Origin of the sequence: Polyangium sp. y55x31 (genome assembly GCF_029946505.1) — a bacterium.
GTDB lineage: Bacteria > Myxococcota_A > Polyangia > Polyangiales > Polyangiaceae > Polyangium.
The window spans coordinates 16,574-30,851 of sequence record NZ_JARZHG010000008.1; the positions used below are offsets into that span (position 1 = coordinate 16,574).

Annotated in this window: 12 protein-coding genes; 8 read left to right on the forward strand and 4 right to left on the reverse strand. The window is 68.6% G+C overall.

What is annotated here, in order from left to right; translation table 11 throughout:
• Positions 1-45: 45 nt before the first annotated feature.
• Genes QHF84_RS16750 through QHF84_RS16765 form a run of 4 tightly spaced genes read left to right on the forward strand, consistent with a single transcriptional unit; the run spans position 46 to position 3,939 of the window.
• The gene (locus QHF84_RS16750) at positions 46-1,098 is read left to right on the forward strand and encodes a DUF4349 domain-containing protein (protein ID WP_281314306.1); all 1,053 of its coding nucleotides are present in this window, start codon (positions 46-48) and stop codon (positions 1,096-1,098) included.
• A gap of 18 nt (positions 1,099-1,116) precedes the next feature.
• Positions 1,117-1,584 carry a serine/threonine protein kinase gene (locus QHF84_RS16755; RefSeq protein WP_281314307.1) on the forward strand — a complete coding sequence of 156 codons (468 nt, stop codon included), beginning with the start codon at positions 1,117-1,119 and terminating at the stop codon, positions 1,582-1,584.
• Positions 1,585-1,602: 18 nt separating this feature from the next.
• The gene (locus QHF84_RS16760; RefSeq protein ID WP_281314308.1) at positions 1,603-2,361 is read left to right on the forward strand and encodes a CDP-alcohol phosphatidyltransferase family protein; all 759 of its coding nucleotides are present in this window, start codon (positions 1,603-1,605) and stop codon (positions 2,359-2,361) included.
• Positions 2,362-2,415: 54 nt separating this feature from the next.
• A complete protein-coding gene (locus QHF84_RS16765) occupies positions 2,416-3,939 on the forward strand; it encodes an ATP-binding protein (protein WP_281314309.1) in 1,524 nt (507 codons plus the stop codon).
• A 347-nt stretch (positions 3,940-4,286) separates the two neighbouring features.
• On the opposite strand, the gene QHF84_RS16770 is transcribed toward QHF84_RS16765, so the two are convergent.
• On the reverse strand, positions 4,287-6,494 hold the full coding sequence (locus tag QHF84_RS16770; protein ID WP_281314310.1) for an ATP-binding protein: 2,208 nt from the start codon (positions 6,492-6,494) through the stop codon (positions 4,287-4,289).
• A 150-nt stretch (positions 6,495-6,644) separates the two neighbouring features.
• On the opposite strand from QHF84_RS16770, the gene QHF84_RS16775 reads away from it, so the two are divergent.
• Positions 6,645-8,288, forward strand: a complete 1,644-nt coding sequence (locus QHF84_RS16775; protein ID WP_281314311.1) for a L,D-transpeptidase — start codon at positions 6,645-6,647, stop codon at positions 8,286-8,288.
• A gap of 327 nt (positions 8,289-8,615) precedes the next feature.
• On the opposite strand, the gene QHF84_RS16780 is transcribed toward QHF84_RS16775, so the two are convergent.
• The gene (locus tag QHF84_RS16780; RefSeq protein WP_281314312.1) at positions 8,616-9,005 is read right to left on the reverse strand and encodes an OsmC family protein; all 390 of its coding nucleotides are present in this window, start codon (positions 9,003-9,005) and stop codon (positions 8,616-8,618) included.
• A 104-nt stretch (positions 9,006-9,109) separates the two neighbouring features.
• Between QHF84_RS16780 and QHF84_RS16785 the strand changes: the two genes are divergently transcribed.
• The gene (locus QHF84_RS16785; RefSeq protein WP_281314313.1) at positions 9,110-9,847 is read left to right on the forward strand and encodes a lysophospholipid acyltransferase family protein; all 738 of its coding nucleotides are present in this window, start codon (positions 9,110-9,112) and stop codon (positions 9,845-9,847) included.
• Here the strand turns inward: QHF84_RS16785 and QHF84_RS16790 are convergent.
• Positions 9,814-10,470 carry a bifunctional class I SAM-dependent methyltransferase/GNAT family N-acetyltransferase gene (locus QHF84_RS16790; RefSeq protein WP_281314314.1) on the reverse strand — a complete coding sequence of 219 codons (657 nt, stop codon included), beginning with the start codon at positions 10,468-10,470 and terminating at the stop codon, positions 9,814-9,816. The genes QHF84_RS16785 and QHF84_RS16790 overlap by 34 nt on opposite strands.
• 138 nt (positions 10,471-10,608) lie before the next feature.
• Here QHF84_RS16790 and QHF84_RS16795 point away from each other — a divergent pair, with 138 nt between their 5' ends.
• Positions 10,609-11,076 carry a DUF4362 domain-containing protein gene (locus QHF84_RS16795; RefSeq protein WP_281314315.1) on the forward strand — a complete coding sequence of 156 codons (468 nt, stop codon included), beginning with the start codon at positions 10,609-10,611 and terminating at the stop codon, positions 11,074-11,076.
• Between the two features lie 58 nt (positions 11,077-11,134).
• Positions 11,135-12,436 carry a UDP-glucose/GDP-mannose dehydrogenase family protein gene (locus QHF84_RS16800; protein ID WP_281314316.1) on the forward strand — a complete coding sequence of 434 codons (1,302 nt, stop codon included), beginning with the start codon at positions 11,135-11,137 and terminating at the stop codon, positions 12,434-12,436.
• A 351-nt stretch (positions 12,437-12,787) separates the two neighbouring features.
• Here QHF84_RS16800 and QHF84_RS16805 read toward each other — a convergent pair whose 3' ends face one another.
• Positions 12,788-14,260 (reverse strand): DUF4178 domain-containing protein, encoded by a 1,473-nt coding sequence (locus QHF84_RS16805; protein WP_281314317.1) that lies wholly within the window; start codon positions 14,258-14,260, stop codon positions 12,788-12,790.
• Positions 14,261-14,278 lie beyond the last annotated feature (18 nt).

A 14,278-nucleotide genomic window follows, 5' to 3' on the forward strand; every position in this document is an offset into this window, starting at 1 on the left:
TCGAACCGGCGCCTTCGTTTCTCGTCGGCATCCCGGAGATCTCGCATGCCCTTCGTGTTCCGGACCCTCCGAGCGCGGCTCGCCGCGCTCACGTTGATCACCACGTCACTTTTCGCGGTCGGATGTGGCTCCGCGCCCCCCGAAGCCGCCGCCTACCCCAGCACGCCCGCGTATTACGGCGGCGCCGCGCAGGCCGAAGCCGCGCCCGCGTCCGCCGGCGCCCCGATGCCGATGAACATGCCCTCGGCCGCGCCGATGGCCGACAGCGGCAGCGAGAGTTACGAGAGCACGGGCGGCTCCGACGACTCGGGTTTCTTCGGCGGCGGGTCCGACGAAGCCGCGAAGGCGGCGCCCGCCCCGGCTCCGGCCCCCGTGGCGCCCGGCGCGCGCGCACCGATGGCCGCGCCCGCGGCCGCGCCGAAACAACCCACGCCGCCGCCGACGGGCGCGAAGCCCGCGCCGACCGGCAAGAAGACCGAAGGCGCCTCCGAGCCGCAGCAGCCGCAGGAGAAGCCGGCCACGCCGCTGCTCATTTACACGGGCCGCGTGGGGATGGAGGTCGCGGAGGCCACGGTCGTCCCCGGGACGATCGACAAGATCATCGACATGGCCGAGTCGTTCGGCGGCTACCTCGCGTCACGCTCGGACGCGGGCGTCGTGATCCGCGTGCCCTCGCGGCATTTCCGCGACGCGCTCACCGCGCTGGAGAAGCTCGGCGAGGTCAAGCGCCGCAGCGTGAGCGCGGAGGACGTGTCCGAGGAGTTCCACGATCTCGAGGTGCGCCTCCAGAACCTGAAGAGCGTGCAGAAGCGCCTGCAGGAGTTCCTCGCGAAGGCGGCGAACGTGAACGACGCGCTGCAGGTCGAGCGCGAGCTCGAGCGCGTCGGCCGCGAGATCGATCAGCTCGAAGGTCGCATGCGCTTCCTCCGCGCCCGCGCGACCTTCTCGACGATCACCGTCGACGTGACGGCCAAGCCGAAGCAGCAGCAGGTCGTGGCGCAAGGCACGCCGCCGCCGCCCCCGCCGCCGCGCACGATCGATCTGCCCATCGACTGGCTCTCGAGGGTCGGCCTCGAGACGCTGATGACCCTTCGCTGAGGCAAGGAGGCAAGGACCATGAAACGCAACGTCTCGATGCTCCTCTTGTGCCTCGCCGCCTCCCTCCTCGGGATCGGCTGTGGCCCCGGCTTCAAGCTGAACACGCCCGACGGCTTCGTCGAGCTCGAAGACCAGGAGGAGTACGCCTACCGCGCGACCACGGCCCAGGGGATCGTGATGAGCGTGCGCGTCGAGCCGAACCGGCCGAAGGGCAACCTCTCCTTCTGGACCGACGCGATCGACCTGAAGCTCCGCAACATCGGCTACACCGCGGAAGCTTCACGCGAGGTCAAGACGAAGAGCGGCGCCGTGGGCAAGCAGCTCCGCTACACGCGCACGGTCTTCGATCGACCGCACATCTTCTGGCTCACGGTCTTCGTCACGGACGCCGACGTGTTCGTCCTCGAAACGGGCGGCGACGCCCGCGAATTCGAGAAGGCGAAAGACGAGGTGGGCAAGGCGATCGAGGGATTCGTCCCAGGCTGAGCTAGGATGCGCCCGGCCATGCCGGGCAGCCCGATCGAGGTCTACCGCCTCACCCGCAAGAAACACGATCAGCTCTGGAACACCTACGTGATGCGTCCGCTCGCGGCCGTGTTCGTCGCCGCGATCCACCGCACGCCTCTCACGCCGAACCAGATCACGATCCTGAGCCTCTTCATCGCGGTGACGGGCTCCGCGCTCTTCATCGCGCTCCCGTCCTACCGCGGAGGGCTCTTGGCCGTGCTCGTCCTCGAGCTCGCCTACCTCCTCGACTGCGCGGACGGCATGCTCGCGCGCTACAAAAAGCTCGCCTCCCCCACGGGCCACCTCTTCGACTTCTTCGTCGACGAGCTCAAAGCCGTGCTGCTCGTCGCCGTGATCGGCGTCCACCTCCACAGGAAAGGTGGGCTCGGGATCGACGGCGCCGCGTGGCCCGCCGGCGGCCTGGGGTTCTTGTACGCCGCGGTGGCCGGCGCGGTGATCGTGGCCTCGGGCATCTCGCTGACGAACTTCGTCCGCAGGCCCGAGCTCACCGGCAAGGACACGCCGACGGAGGCGCATTACGAGACCGTGGGCGAGAAGAAACCGCAGTCGATCGTGGGTCGCGTCGCGTCCCTCGTGATGACGTTCCTGCGGTTCCTCAACCACTACCCGAGCCACATCTGGATCTTCGCGCTCGCCGATCGGCTCGATCTCTTCTTCTGGATGTACCTCGCGCTGAACGGCCTCTACCTCGCCCGCGGCTGGCTCGGGCTCGTGGTCCGGTTCGGGCGCACGTGAGCCAAGGGGCTTCTTTTCGCCTCGGCTCTCGCGCATTATGTGCTCTCGGGGGAGATGACGTTCACCGAGAGTTCGAGCCGGGCCACCACGCCGTGCCTGCGTTCGGTCGACGCGCTCGCGAGTACGCTCGACCGGCACGGCACGCTCGCATGGTTCGTCGATGGCAGGACGTTCGAGATCGTCTGGGCGAGCGCGCAAGCGTCGACGCTCTTCGACCTCCGGCCCGGCTTCTTCCCGTTCCTCACGGCCCCGGGGGCCGAGGTCCTGCGTGCCTCGCTCGGCGCGCTTTCGCAGGGCGCAGGCCCGTGGACGGGTGACGCCTGGGCCGTGACCACGAACGGGCACCGCGCGTTCGTGCGGATCACGGCGAGCCACATCGTCGAGGAGCGGTGCGGGGCGCCCTGCCTGCTCGTGACGATGACCGACATCTCCGATCTCGCCGAGGCGCGAGAGGCGCTCTTCGTCATCAGCGACGTCGGCAGCATCGTGTGGGAGCTCGATCTCGCGACGATGCGCTTCACGTTCGTGAGCCGCCAGGCCGAGCGCATCCTCGGCTACCCGATCGAGGAGTGGCTCGCGGACCGGGAGTTCTGGCTCCGGCACATGCACCCAGAGGACCGCTCGTGGGCGCCGGCGTACTGCGAGAACGAGACGAAGCGCCTCAGCGCGCACGAGTTCGTCTACCGGATGATCGCAGCAGATGGCCGGACGGTGTGGCTGCGCGACATCGTGACCGTCGTCGTCGAGGGGAACGTGCCGCGGCGCCTGCGCGGCGTGATGGTCGACGTCACCGAGAGCAAGGAAGCGGAAGTCGAACGCGATCGGCTCCTCGCCGAGGAGCAGGCCACACGCGCCGCGCTGGAGCAGGCGCATGAACGCGCGGAAGACGCGCTCCGCCGGAGGGACGAATTCCTCTCGGCCGCCTCGCACGAGCTGCGCACGCCGCTGACGCCGCTCGCGCTGCAGATCCAGAGTCTGCTCCGCGACGTCGAGCGAGGTGATCTCCGGCTCGGCGCAGCGCAACGCAGGAAGCTCGACATCGCAGAACGGCAGATCGAGCGTCTGTCATCGCTCGTCACGACGATGCTCGGCGTCTCTCGCGCACTCGGCGCGAACCTCGGGCTCGCGCAAGAACCATGTGATCTGCGGGAGATGACGCGCGAGGTGCTGGAGGAGCTCGACGGCGAGCGGGCGCGGAGCGGCACGAGCATCACGCTGCTGGCAGACGCGCCCGCAATCGGTCTCTGGGACCGCAATGCACTCCAGCTCGTCATCGGCCACCTGGTCCGCAACGCAATCAAGTTCGGGATGGGAAAGCCCATCACGTTGAGCCTCACAGCAGCAGATGGCGTGGCAAAGCTCCGCGTCTGCGACGCAGGCATGGGCATCGCGCCCGAGGATCACACGCGCATCTTCGAGCCCTACGAGCGCGCCGACGCAGCGAAGGTCTACGGAGGCCTCGGCCTCGGTCTCCACACGGCACGCCGCATCGTGGAGGCGCACGGCGGCCACATCGAGCTTCGCAGCGCCAAAGGTCAAGGCGCCGAGTTCATCGTGACGCTGCCGATGGCGCGATGACGCCACCGGGAGGCGCTGCGCTGGGGCGTTGCCCCAGGCCCCAGCAGGGGCTGTCCGCCCCTGCACCCGGACCAGCGCAAGCGCTGGACTCGGGGTCGATGAACTGCGCGATGCGCAGTTCATCGAACAGGCGACGACCCTGCCAACCAAGACGGCAGCGCTGACGTTTCAGCCGGCAACGTGCCGCTGCGTGCGACGACCTTCATGGTCTTGCCACCGGCCGTTGGAAGAACTGCGCGCAGCGCAGTTCTTCCACCAAAGGTCCAGGGCTTGCCCTGGTCCGGGTCGAGGGGCGGACAGCCCCCGCGGGGCCCGGGGCAGCGCCCCGGCGCGACGCCCTGCGCGGCTCAACATCCTGGCGGCTCCACCGGCAACGTCACCACGAACTCCGTGCCATGACCGGGGTCGCTGAACGCGCGGATCGTGCCGCCGTGGGCCTCGCAGATCTGACGCGCGATGTACAAGCCGAGCCCGAGGCCTCCATGGCCGGCGGATGCCCCGCCGCGCTCGAAGCGATCGAAGATGCGCGCGAGATCTGCGGGGGAGATGCCCCTGCCCTCGTCTCGAACCGAGAGACGCGCGCCCTCCTCTCCGACCTCGACCTGCACGTGCACGTTGGCGGGGGCTGCGTAGCGTAGCGCGTTGCTGAGGAGGTTCGTCAGCACCTGCTCGAGCCGCATTGCGTCGGCGCGGATGGTGCGGCTGCAGCTCGCGCGGAGACGCACCTCGCTGCCCACGCGCTGCGCCTCCTCGGCGATCCTCTCCACGAGGTCGGCGCAGAGCGCGCAGAGATCCACCTCTCCGAGCTCGAGGACGAGCTTCCCTGCGGCGATGCGCGAGACGTCGAGCAGGCCATCGACGAGACGCTTCAAGCGCGCGAGCTGCTTCTGTGTGCCCTCGACGCGCGTGAGACACGCGTCGAGGCTCCACCCGGTTTGCAGGCCTCGCGCGAGCAAGTCGACCGAGAGACACACGGTGGTCAGCGGCGTCCGGAGCTCGTGCGAGGCGATGGAGAGGAACTCGTCGCGCGCACGCAGCGCGGCTTGCGCCTCCTGGTAGAGCCGCGCGTTGTCGAGCGCGATGCCCACGCGATCGGCGAGCGCGATTGCCAGCGCGAGATCGTGGCTCTGGTAGCGAGACCCGCGGAGGCCGCGGCCGAAGCTGAGGCTGCCGAGGACTCGCCCCCGGGCGCGCACGGGCACGGCCATCGCCGTCGTCGTCCCGATGCGCAGTGCGAGCTCCTTGTGGTTCGCGTCGACGCAGACGCGATCGAGCAAGGCCTCGTCGACCACGGGGTTGAGGAGCGGCTTCAGCGTGCGCGCGGGCTCCATGCCGGGTTGCTTTCCTCCGGGCGGGTATCGCTCCACCGACGCGACGAGCAGCGGATCACGCGACGGATCCACATGGGCCACCGAGAAACGGCGCATCTGCCCGTCCGCTTCGAGCAGATACATCACGCACCAATCGGCGAGGAACGGGAGGGCGACGTGCGGGACGAGGCGCACGAGCTCGTCGAAGTCGAGCGAGCCCGCGAGCCGCTCGGCTGCATCGCCGAGGAAGCGCTGCGCCGCCTCCGCGCGCTCGAGCTCGCGGTAGAGGCGTGCATTGTCGAGATCGCCGGCGAGGCGTTGCGCGAACCGCTCGGCGAAGGCGCCGTCCTCCTCGTCGAAGCCTCGCTGCGTGACGTCACGCAGGAACACGAGCGTGCCGAGCCGTTGATCACGCCCGCGCAGCGAGACGAGGAGGAGCGCGTGCACCCCGAGCGAGATGAGCTCCTCGGTGCCTTTCTCGTTCGTCATGAACGAGGCGAGCGTCGCGTGGTCGAGCTCGTTCAACACGAGCGGCTGACCCCCTTCGAGCATGACGCGGGCCGATCCGGAGAAGCGCTCGACGAGGTTCGAGGTCTCGACGAGCCGCCGCCATCGCGCTTCCCGCGCGGGGTCCACGTGCGCGACGATGGCGCGGGGCGCGCCGCTCGCCGGATCGACGAGGAAGATGCAGCCGTCGCCGCCGACGGGCAGGGCCAGACGTGCGGCCGCGGGCAGTGGATCTCCGCCGGCGGGCGCGAGCAGCGCGGTCGTCTGCGCGAGGACACGTTGCCGCTCGTCGGCGCGGCGGATCCGCTCTTCGAGCAGCTTTCGTTCGGTGATGTCCTCGGAGATGCCGAGCAGGAAGCGTGGCTCGCCTGCGCCGTCGATGATCGGGATCTTCTTGGTGTGCAAAACACGCAGCCCGTGCCGCGTCTGGATTGGCTCCTCGGAGATGTCGACGAGGCGCTTGCCGGAGAGCACCTCGCGATCCTTCGCCACGAAGAACGTCGCTTGCTCGCGCGGAAACAGGTCGGCGTCGTTCTTGCCGAGCAGGGCATCGCGACGCAGCCCGAGCAGGTCTTCGCCAGCTTTGTTGAACAGGACGAAGCGGAGCTCGGCCGCGTCCTTGACGAAGATCATGTGAGGGATGTTCTCGACGATCGAGTCGAGGAACGAAGCCGTGCTCTCGAGCGGCGCCGCGCTGTCGGTCTCGGGTCGACCGGGCTCTCCGTCTGCCTTCGCCACGTCCCCTCCCGATTTTCATAAGGTGGCCCAGTGAGCGTTGCAACTCGACGAAAGGAGAACCGAGGGAGAGTCGAGCGACGACGGCGACGCGCGGGCCTCGCGGAAAACTGGACATCGGCGCCGAGGCATGCGCAAACGGGGCCTCCCGTCATGCGACGCGACTGCTACGTGCTGCTCGTCCTCGCGGCGGCGTGCCTCGGCGGCTGCCGTGAGAAACCAGGATCGGCTCCGGGCCTCGTCGCCGACGCTCCGGTCGAAGCCGGCGCCGCGAACACCAAGGCCGACACGGACGGCGCCCCTTCCGCGAGTGCGGATGCGGACGCGGACGCGCCGCCGCCGGAGCCGAGTGGACCGCTGCTCGTCGACCTCGCGGGCGTCGCGCACCTGCCGCCTCCGATCCCCGACAACGCGCCACGGCTCGCGAGCATCGCGATGCGGACGGAGGTCCTGGCAAAGCCGGACCCGAAGGCGACACGTGTCGGCTTCCTCCGCGCCGGCGCGATCGTCGAGATGGAACCCGACGTCGCGGGGACTTCGGGCTGCAAGGACGGATGGCGCAAGATCAAGCCGTACGGCTACGTCTGCGTGGGCCCCGACGCCACGCTCGATCTGAACCACCCGATCGTGAAGGCCGCATCGCGCCGCCCGGACATCACGCAGAAGCTTCCGTACATGTACGGCATCGTGACGCGCGGCGGCCCGGTCTACGCGCGCATCCCCACGGCGGAGGATCTGAAGACGCACGAGCCTGGGCTGAAGAAGCACCTCGCAAAGTGGGAGAAGGACAAGGAGAGCGGGGCGACGTACGGGCTCGACGTGTGGATGAAGTGGAAGTCGCAGCCCTCGCCGCCCGCGCTCGAAGCGATGGAGCAACGGCTCACGGACGAGGACATCCCGTTCTTCCTGAAGGACGGCGGTCGCGTGCCGAACCTGTCGGGTCTTTTGAAATCGAACGATCTCGTGAGGATCGGTCAGGTCGACCGGCGCAACGGCGTGGCCTTCGTGGAGACGTTTCTGCATGAGGGACGTCGCTACAACGTGTCGACGGATCTACGGGTGATGCCCGCCGACCGGTTCCGCCCGATCCGCGGCAGCGACTTCCACGGCTACGAGATCGGCAAGGACGTCGACTTCCCGTTCGCGCTCGTGCGCCGTCCCGGCGCGAAGCGCTGGGTGTGGGACGAAGGGAAGAAGAAGCTCGTCGCGAACGGGGAGGTGCCGTACCGCGCGGCGGTCGGGCTCACGGGCAAGCAGAAGTTCGTGGGCGGCGTCCTGCACTACGAGATGAAGGACGGCGGATGGATCGACGATCGGCATGCGGGCCGTGTGGATCCGGCGAAGAAGATGCCGGCGTGGGGGAAGAACGGCGAGAAGTGGCTCGACATCAACATCACGAAGCAGGTGCTCGTCGCCTACGAGGGGACGAAGGCCGTGTTCGCGACGGTGATCTCGAGCGGTGAGAGCGGCCTCGAGGATCCGGAGACGAGCAAGGCGACGAAGCGCGGAATCTTCCGGATCCATACGAAACACGTGACCGTGACGATGGACTCGGACGCGGTGGGCGAGGAGTTCGAGCTACGCGACGTGCCGTACGTGCAGTACTTCCAGGACGGCTACGCGCTGCACGGCGCCTACTGGCACGACCGCTTCGGCCAGCCGAAGAGCCACGGCTGCGTGAACCTCGCGCCGGAGGACGCACGAAGGTTGTTCCACTGGACGGAGCCGCAGGTGCCGTACGGATGGCACGGAGCGGCGCGGAACCTCACGGGCACGGTGGTGTTCATTCATCCGTGAGGGGCTGAGAACGGAGGACCGAGGGGGTGGATGCGCGTCGACCCCCTCGGCTCAACGTGGTCCGAGCGGGTTGATGCGCGTCGACACCCTCTCCTCAACGTGGCGCGTGGGGGTTGATGCGCGTCGACACCCTCTCCTCAACGTGGCGCGTGGGGGTTGATGCGCGTCGACACCTACGGATCAACGTGGTCCGAGGGGGTTGATGCGTTGCGACCCCCACGAGTCATCGTTGACCGAGGGGGTCGATGCGTTGCTACACGCGCGGGTCATCGTTGACCGAGAGGGTCGACGCGTTCGAACACCTTCGGTCGTCGATTTCCTGCGCCCTCACCCCACGAGCGCACTCTCGATCTCGATCTTCCCCGTCAGCATCTTGTGCACCGGGCACTTGTTCGCGATGTCGAGCAGCCGCGCGCGTTGCTCCTCCGTCAGGTCTCCCACGAGCCGGATCGACCTCCGCGCGAGGAACGAGCCCTCGCGCTTCTCGCCCGCGACCTCCACCTCCACCGACGAGAGCGGCCAGCCCTTTCGGTCGGCGTACATCTTGATCGTCATCGACGTGCACGTGCCGAGGCCGGCGAGCACGAACTCGAACGGATCCGGTCCTCGATCGTCGCCGCCCACCGCCGGCACCTCATCGCCCGCGAGCACGTGAGGCCCCACGTGGATCGATTGACCGAACTTCCCTTCGCTCGTCTTCACCGTGACGTTTCGCATATCCCTTCGTATCGCAGAATCCCGCCTCGGGAGAAAGCCACGTCGCCGCGCGCGCGCGCAGGGCTTTACGCGACGGCGGGCCCGCCCGACGTTAGGAGATCGCCATGGTCCCGCTCGCCCCTACAGGCTGGATGCTCGCGCAGACCGAGTCCGGCCGCCGCTTCGCGCAGAGCCTCGCCACACAGCTCCGCGCCACGCTGCACGGCGACGAACACGTGCCTCGCAACGGCGGCGCGCTCCTCGTCGGCAACCACGCCTTCCTCGGCATCGACGCCTTCGCGCTCGCCGCGCTCCTGCTCCTCCACACGGGCAGGCTCCCTCGTTTCCTCGCCGAGCGGAACCTGTTCCGGATCCCCGGCGTCCGCGAGGTGCTCCGCAGCATGGGCGCGATCCCGGGCACGCCCGACGACGCCGCCTTTCTCCTCGAAGCCGGCGAGGTCGTCGTCGTGTATCCGGGCGGCGTCGACGACTCGTTCAAGCTCTCGAGCGACGCATACACGCTGCGCTGGCAAGGGCGCGCCGGCTTCGCGCGCGTGGCCATGCGCGCCCGTGTTCCGATCGTGCCGTTCGCCGCCACGGGCGTCGACGAGCTCTACCACCTCGATCGACGCGAGCACTTCCTCGGTCGCTGGTTCGGAGGCTCGTCGCGCTACGACATCCCGCTGCCGAGTGGCCTGCGCCCGCGTCGCGTGCCGCTCGATTACTACCTGCTCCCGCCCATCGACACCGCAGGCGATCCCAACGACGTGGAAGCCGTCGAGCGCATCCGGCGCGCGACCGAAGAGGCCATCCGCAGCGTGCTCGATCCCTACCGCGCGGGGCTCTCGTCCTCGGCGCGTTGATCATCCGCCTCGCCGAAAAACGCCGAACGTGTGGCCTCCGCGGCCACCCGCAGCACCCGGAAGATCGCCAGGTCCGACCAGTGCGGCTCCGGGTCGCCGATCGGCACGTCGATCACGAGCGTGTCGCCCTCGTCGCGATGCACGACGCCCCCAGCCTCGTCGAGGATCCGGCGCATCGGCGCGTTCGAGACGAGCACCGCCGAGCGAAAGATCCGGATGCCACGCTCGCGCGCCGCGCGCGTGAGCGCCTCGAGCAAGATGCGACCGAGGCCCTGGCCCTGATACACGTCGATCACCGTCACCGCCGCCTCGGCGACGTGTGGCTCCTCCGGGAGGCGGAAGAACCGCGCGACGCCGACGCCCTCTTCTTCCTTCAGATCGAGCGAGTCCGTCATCGCGACGATCGCGACGTGATCCTTGCCGTCGACCTCCGTCAGGTACCGCGCCATCGCCGGGCTCATGAACGGCACGTCGACGAGGAAGCGTCGGTAGCGCGACTCGCGCGAGAGTTTGCCGAAGGCGCGCACGAGCGCGTCGCGATCCTCCGGGCGAATGAAACGCAGCCGTACGACGCGGCCGTTCGCGAGCACGCGCGTCTCGTGATACCCCCGGTCGTAGCGCACGCCCTCAGCATACAGCGCCGTCGTCCGTGCAGAACGACGCTTCGTTCTTCGCGTCGCGCAAGGTTGCAGGCGGCCGAGCGCGCCGTACGCTGGCCGATCATGCATCGCTTCAAATCCCTTTTGAGTTCGCACGATTCCATGCGCCGTCTTGGACACATCGCCGCGTCGCTCCTGCTCGTCGGATGCGGATGTTCCGCGGCGAGGAACTCGGCCGAAGGCGACACGCGGTCGACCACCGTCGTCGAGCCAGGCCTGATGCCTTCGGAGTCGGACGGCGCATCCACATGCGGGCGCGAGACCAACGTGCACGGCGCGGGCTACGACGCCGCCGCGCGCTCGTGCCTCTGGGACGCGTGGCAGAACGGGAGCGCCGCAGGGCTCGTGATCACGATGCACACCGTCGAGGGCGATCCGATCACGTACACGCTGCGCGTGCGCCCAGGCCCCGTGGTCGACGTGTCCGAAGACAACCGCGACCGATTCGGATCACCCGGCGTGACGCGCACGACGTGCAAGACGCTGGAGAAGCGCGCAGGTACGGGGGACCGCTTCGGTTTCGTGCTGCGCGGATGCGAGGGGCGCGCCTCCGAGATCGTGATTCCCTGACGGCGCGTGGGGCGCGCCACGTACACACAGGCCCTCGCGAAATGATAGGGTGCGCCCCATGCAATTGGCGGTGATCGGTACGGGTTACGTCGGCCTCGTGGCCGGCGCCGGGTTCGCAGATTTCGGCAACGACGTCGCATGCGTGGACGTCGACGAAGGCAAGATCGCGCGTCTCCTGCGCGGCGAGGTGCCCATCTACGAGCCAGGCCTCGACACGCTCATCGCAAAGAACACGAAGGCCGGGCGCCTGTCGTTCTCGACGGACGTAGCCGCCGCCATCCAGAGCGCCGAGGTCGTGTTCATTGCCGTCGGCACGCCCCCCGCAGCCGACGGCTCCGCCGATCTCTCCGCCGTCTACGCCGTGGCCGAGACCATCGGCAAGAACATGAACGGCTTCAAGGTCGTCGCGACGAAGAGCACAGTGCCCGTCGGCACGGCCGATCAAGTCGAAGCCATCATCGCCCGCCACACGACGCACCCCTTCGGCGTCGCATCGAACCCCGAGTTCCTCAAGGAAGGCGACGCGATCAACGATTTCATGAAGCCCGATCGCGTGGTCATCGGCTCGAACAACCCGCGCGCACTCGAGGTGCTCCGGAGCCTCTACGATCCCTTCGTGCGCACGAGCGACCGCATCCACTCGATGGGCGCGCGCTCCGCAGAGCTCACGAAGTACGCATCGAACGCGCTGCTCGCGACACGCATCTCGTTCATGAACGACCTCGCCCTGCTCGCCGAGAAGCTCGGCGCAGACATCGATCGCGTACGCAAAGCCGTCGGCGCCGACCCGCGCATCGGTCCCAAGTTCCTGTTCCCCGGCCCAGGCTTCGGCGGCTCCTGCTTCCCGAAGGACATCTCCGCGCTGATCCACACAGCACGCACGATGGGCCACGACCTCGAAGTCGTGCGCGCCGTCGAAGAGGTGAACAAGCGGCAGAAGCACGTGCTCGGCACGAAGGTGAAGCACCACTTCGACGGTTCACTCGCAGGTCGCGTCGTAGGCATCTGGGGCCTCGCCTTCAAGCCGCAAACCGACGACATCCGCGAGTCACCCGCCCTCACGCTGATCGAAGACCTGCTCGCCGCAGGCGCAACCGTGCGCGCCCACGACCCACAAGCCATCGAGAACGTGCGCCCCCTCTTCGGCGATCGCGTGACCTTCGTGGACACGATGTACGCCGCAGCCGAAGGCGCCGACGCACTCGCCCTCGTGACCGAGTGGCACGAGTACCGAAGGCCCGACTTCCACCGCATCAAGCGCCTCATGCGCACGCCGTCGCTCTTCGACGGTCGCAACATCTGGGACCCAGAGGATCTGCGCTCGATCGGGTTCTGGTACACCGGGATCGGTCGAGGCTGAGGCGCAGCGCCGGGGTTTCACCCCGGACCCGACCAGGGGTTGTCCACCCCTGGACCCGGACCAGCGCAAGCGCTGGACTCGGGGTCGATGAACTGCGCTCCGCGCAGTTCATCGAACAGGCCAGGTCAAGACTGGCGACGACCCTGCCAACCAAGACGGCAGCGCTGACGTTTCAACCGGCAACGCGTCGCTGCGTGCGACGACCTTTGCGGTCTTGCCACCGGCCTGTGGGAAGAACTGCGCATCGCGCAGTTCTTCCCCCTGAGGTCCAGGGCTTGCCCTGGTCCGGGTCCAGGGGCGGACAGCCCCTGGCGGGGCCCGGGGCAGCGCCCCGGCGCGACGCCTGCGAGGCTACTTGCCGCCGCCGAAGCTTGGGCCGCCGATGAAGACGCCGCCTCCGCCGCCTCCGCCGCCGCAGTCGCTGAAGACGATGATCAGGACGAACAGGATGACGACGCCGATGATGATCATCGTGCCGCATCCGCTCGTCGCGCAGCCGCTGCCGCCTTCGCCTGATGCGAGGAAGGAGCCTGCGGGGGGCTTGATGCCGAAGGCTGCGCCGATGTCGCCGGATGAGAGGCGCTCGCAGAACGAGTAGTTCACCTCTTTTGGTGTCTGCTCGACGCTGACCTTGCCGCCTGGGCCTTCGTATTCCGTTGCCTGGACGGCCTCGCCGATCTCGACCTTCCAGTAGAACTCGCCGACCACGTACTCCGTCTCGGCGCGGACGCTCTGCTTCCAGTTGTAGTGCTGGCTGCGGAACATCGCGGCGCCGCCGGAGACCGAGACCTCACCGGGCGGGATGGGCGTGACGAGCCACCACGCGCCGTCCTCCTCCATCAGCCACAGGTACCCGACGCGCGGCCCCGCGTAGAGCAGGTACTCGCGCCACCGGTAACGCTCGCCCTCCACTGTGCAGCCGCGGATCGTGAAGCCGATGCAGATGACGCGGTTGCCGCGGAGGTTGCCCTCGGTGCCGAGTGGGATGAACGGCTCGATCGGCGGCTTCGGCGCGGGGCCGAGCGCTCGCAATGCGCCCTGGTTCAGATCGCTCGCCATGCCGCAGTAACGGCAGACGACACGCTCGGTTTGCCCTGGGGTGACGAGTGGCAGGTTGCCGCCGCAGTTCGGGCACGCGACGCTCGTCACCTCGGCCTTTGCGGCTTCGACGGGCGCGCCCGAGTCGAGCACCATCACTGCGGGATCGATCTGCCGGCCGAGGTAGAGCTTCGGCGGGATGCGACCGTCGCCGTAGTCGATCGTGCCGAATGCGCCGTTCGGCGCGGCGATGTCTGCGTAGCCCGTGGGCACGCCGGGAGATGCGACTGCGGGCATCTCGCCTTCGCCCGAGATCACGCGACGCTGCCCGACCTCCGCGACGGTCCAGACGCCGTACGTGCCGAGGCTGATTTGCTGACCTGCGCGAAGCGCGTGGATGGGCGGCAGCTCCGGCGGCAGCGGGACTTCGCTCGTCGAGTACCAGCGGCCTTGCGCGCTCGCGACCCAACACCACTTCCCGCTCATCGGGAACGTGATGAAAAACTCCTGCCATGGGGCGCCGGGAGCGCTTGCGCGATCGAGCTGCACGCGACCGTCGACCGCGAACGGCTCGCCACCGCTCCAGCGGCCTGTCCCGCCGAGCTGCAGGGGCGACGGGATGTCGACGAGGTCTGCCATCCGGCCGACGGCGACGAGATTCCGGTCCGTGCGTGCAACGACGAAGTTGCAGTGCTTGCAGACCTGCGCAGCGGCGCCGGCGAAGCGGAACGTGATGGGCGCCCCGCACGACGGACACGCCGCCTGGCGGTCGAACGGGCTAGTCACGCCCCGGATGGTAGCCCA

Bases quoted from the DNA above. Each gene is read 5' to 3' on its own strand.
- QHF84_RS16750 (WP_281314306.1), top strand. From the start codon at position 46: ATGCCCTTCGTGTTCCGGACCCTCCGAGCGCGGCTCGCCGCGCTCACG.
- QHF84_RS16755 (WP_281314307.1), top strand. From the start codon at position 1,117: ATGAAACGCAACGTCTCGATGCTCCTCTTGTGCCTCGCCGCCTCCCTC.
- QHF84_RS16760 (WP_281314308.1), top strand. From the start codon at position 1,603: ATGCCGGGCAGCCCGATCGAGGTCTACCGCCTCACCCGCAAGAAACAC.
- QHF84_RS16765 (WP_281314309.1), top strand. From the start codon at position 2,416: ATGACGTTCACCGAGAGTTCGAGCCGGGCCACCACGCCGTGCCTGCGT.
- QHF84_RS16775 (WP_281314311.1), top strand. From the start codon at position 6,645: ATGCGACGCGACTGCTACGTGCTGCTCGTCCTCGCGGCGGCGTGCCTC.
- QHF84_RS16780 (WP_281314312.1), bottom strand. From the start codon at position 9,005: ATGCGAAACGTCACGGTGAAGACGAGCGAAGGGAAGTTCGGTCAATCG.
- QHF84_RS16785 (WP_281314313.1), top strand. From the start codon at position 9,110: ATGGTCCCGCTCGCCCCTACAGGCTGGATGCTCGCGCAGACCGAGTCC.
- QHF84_RS16795 (WP_281314315.1), top strand. From the start codon at position 10,609: ATGCGCCGTCTTGGACACATCGCCGCGTCGCTCCTGCTCGTCGGATGC.
- QHF84_RS16800 (WP_281314316.1), top strand. From the start codon at position 11,135: ATGCAATTGGCGGTGATCGGTACGGGTTACGTCGGCCTCGTGGCCGGC.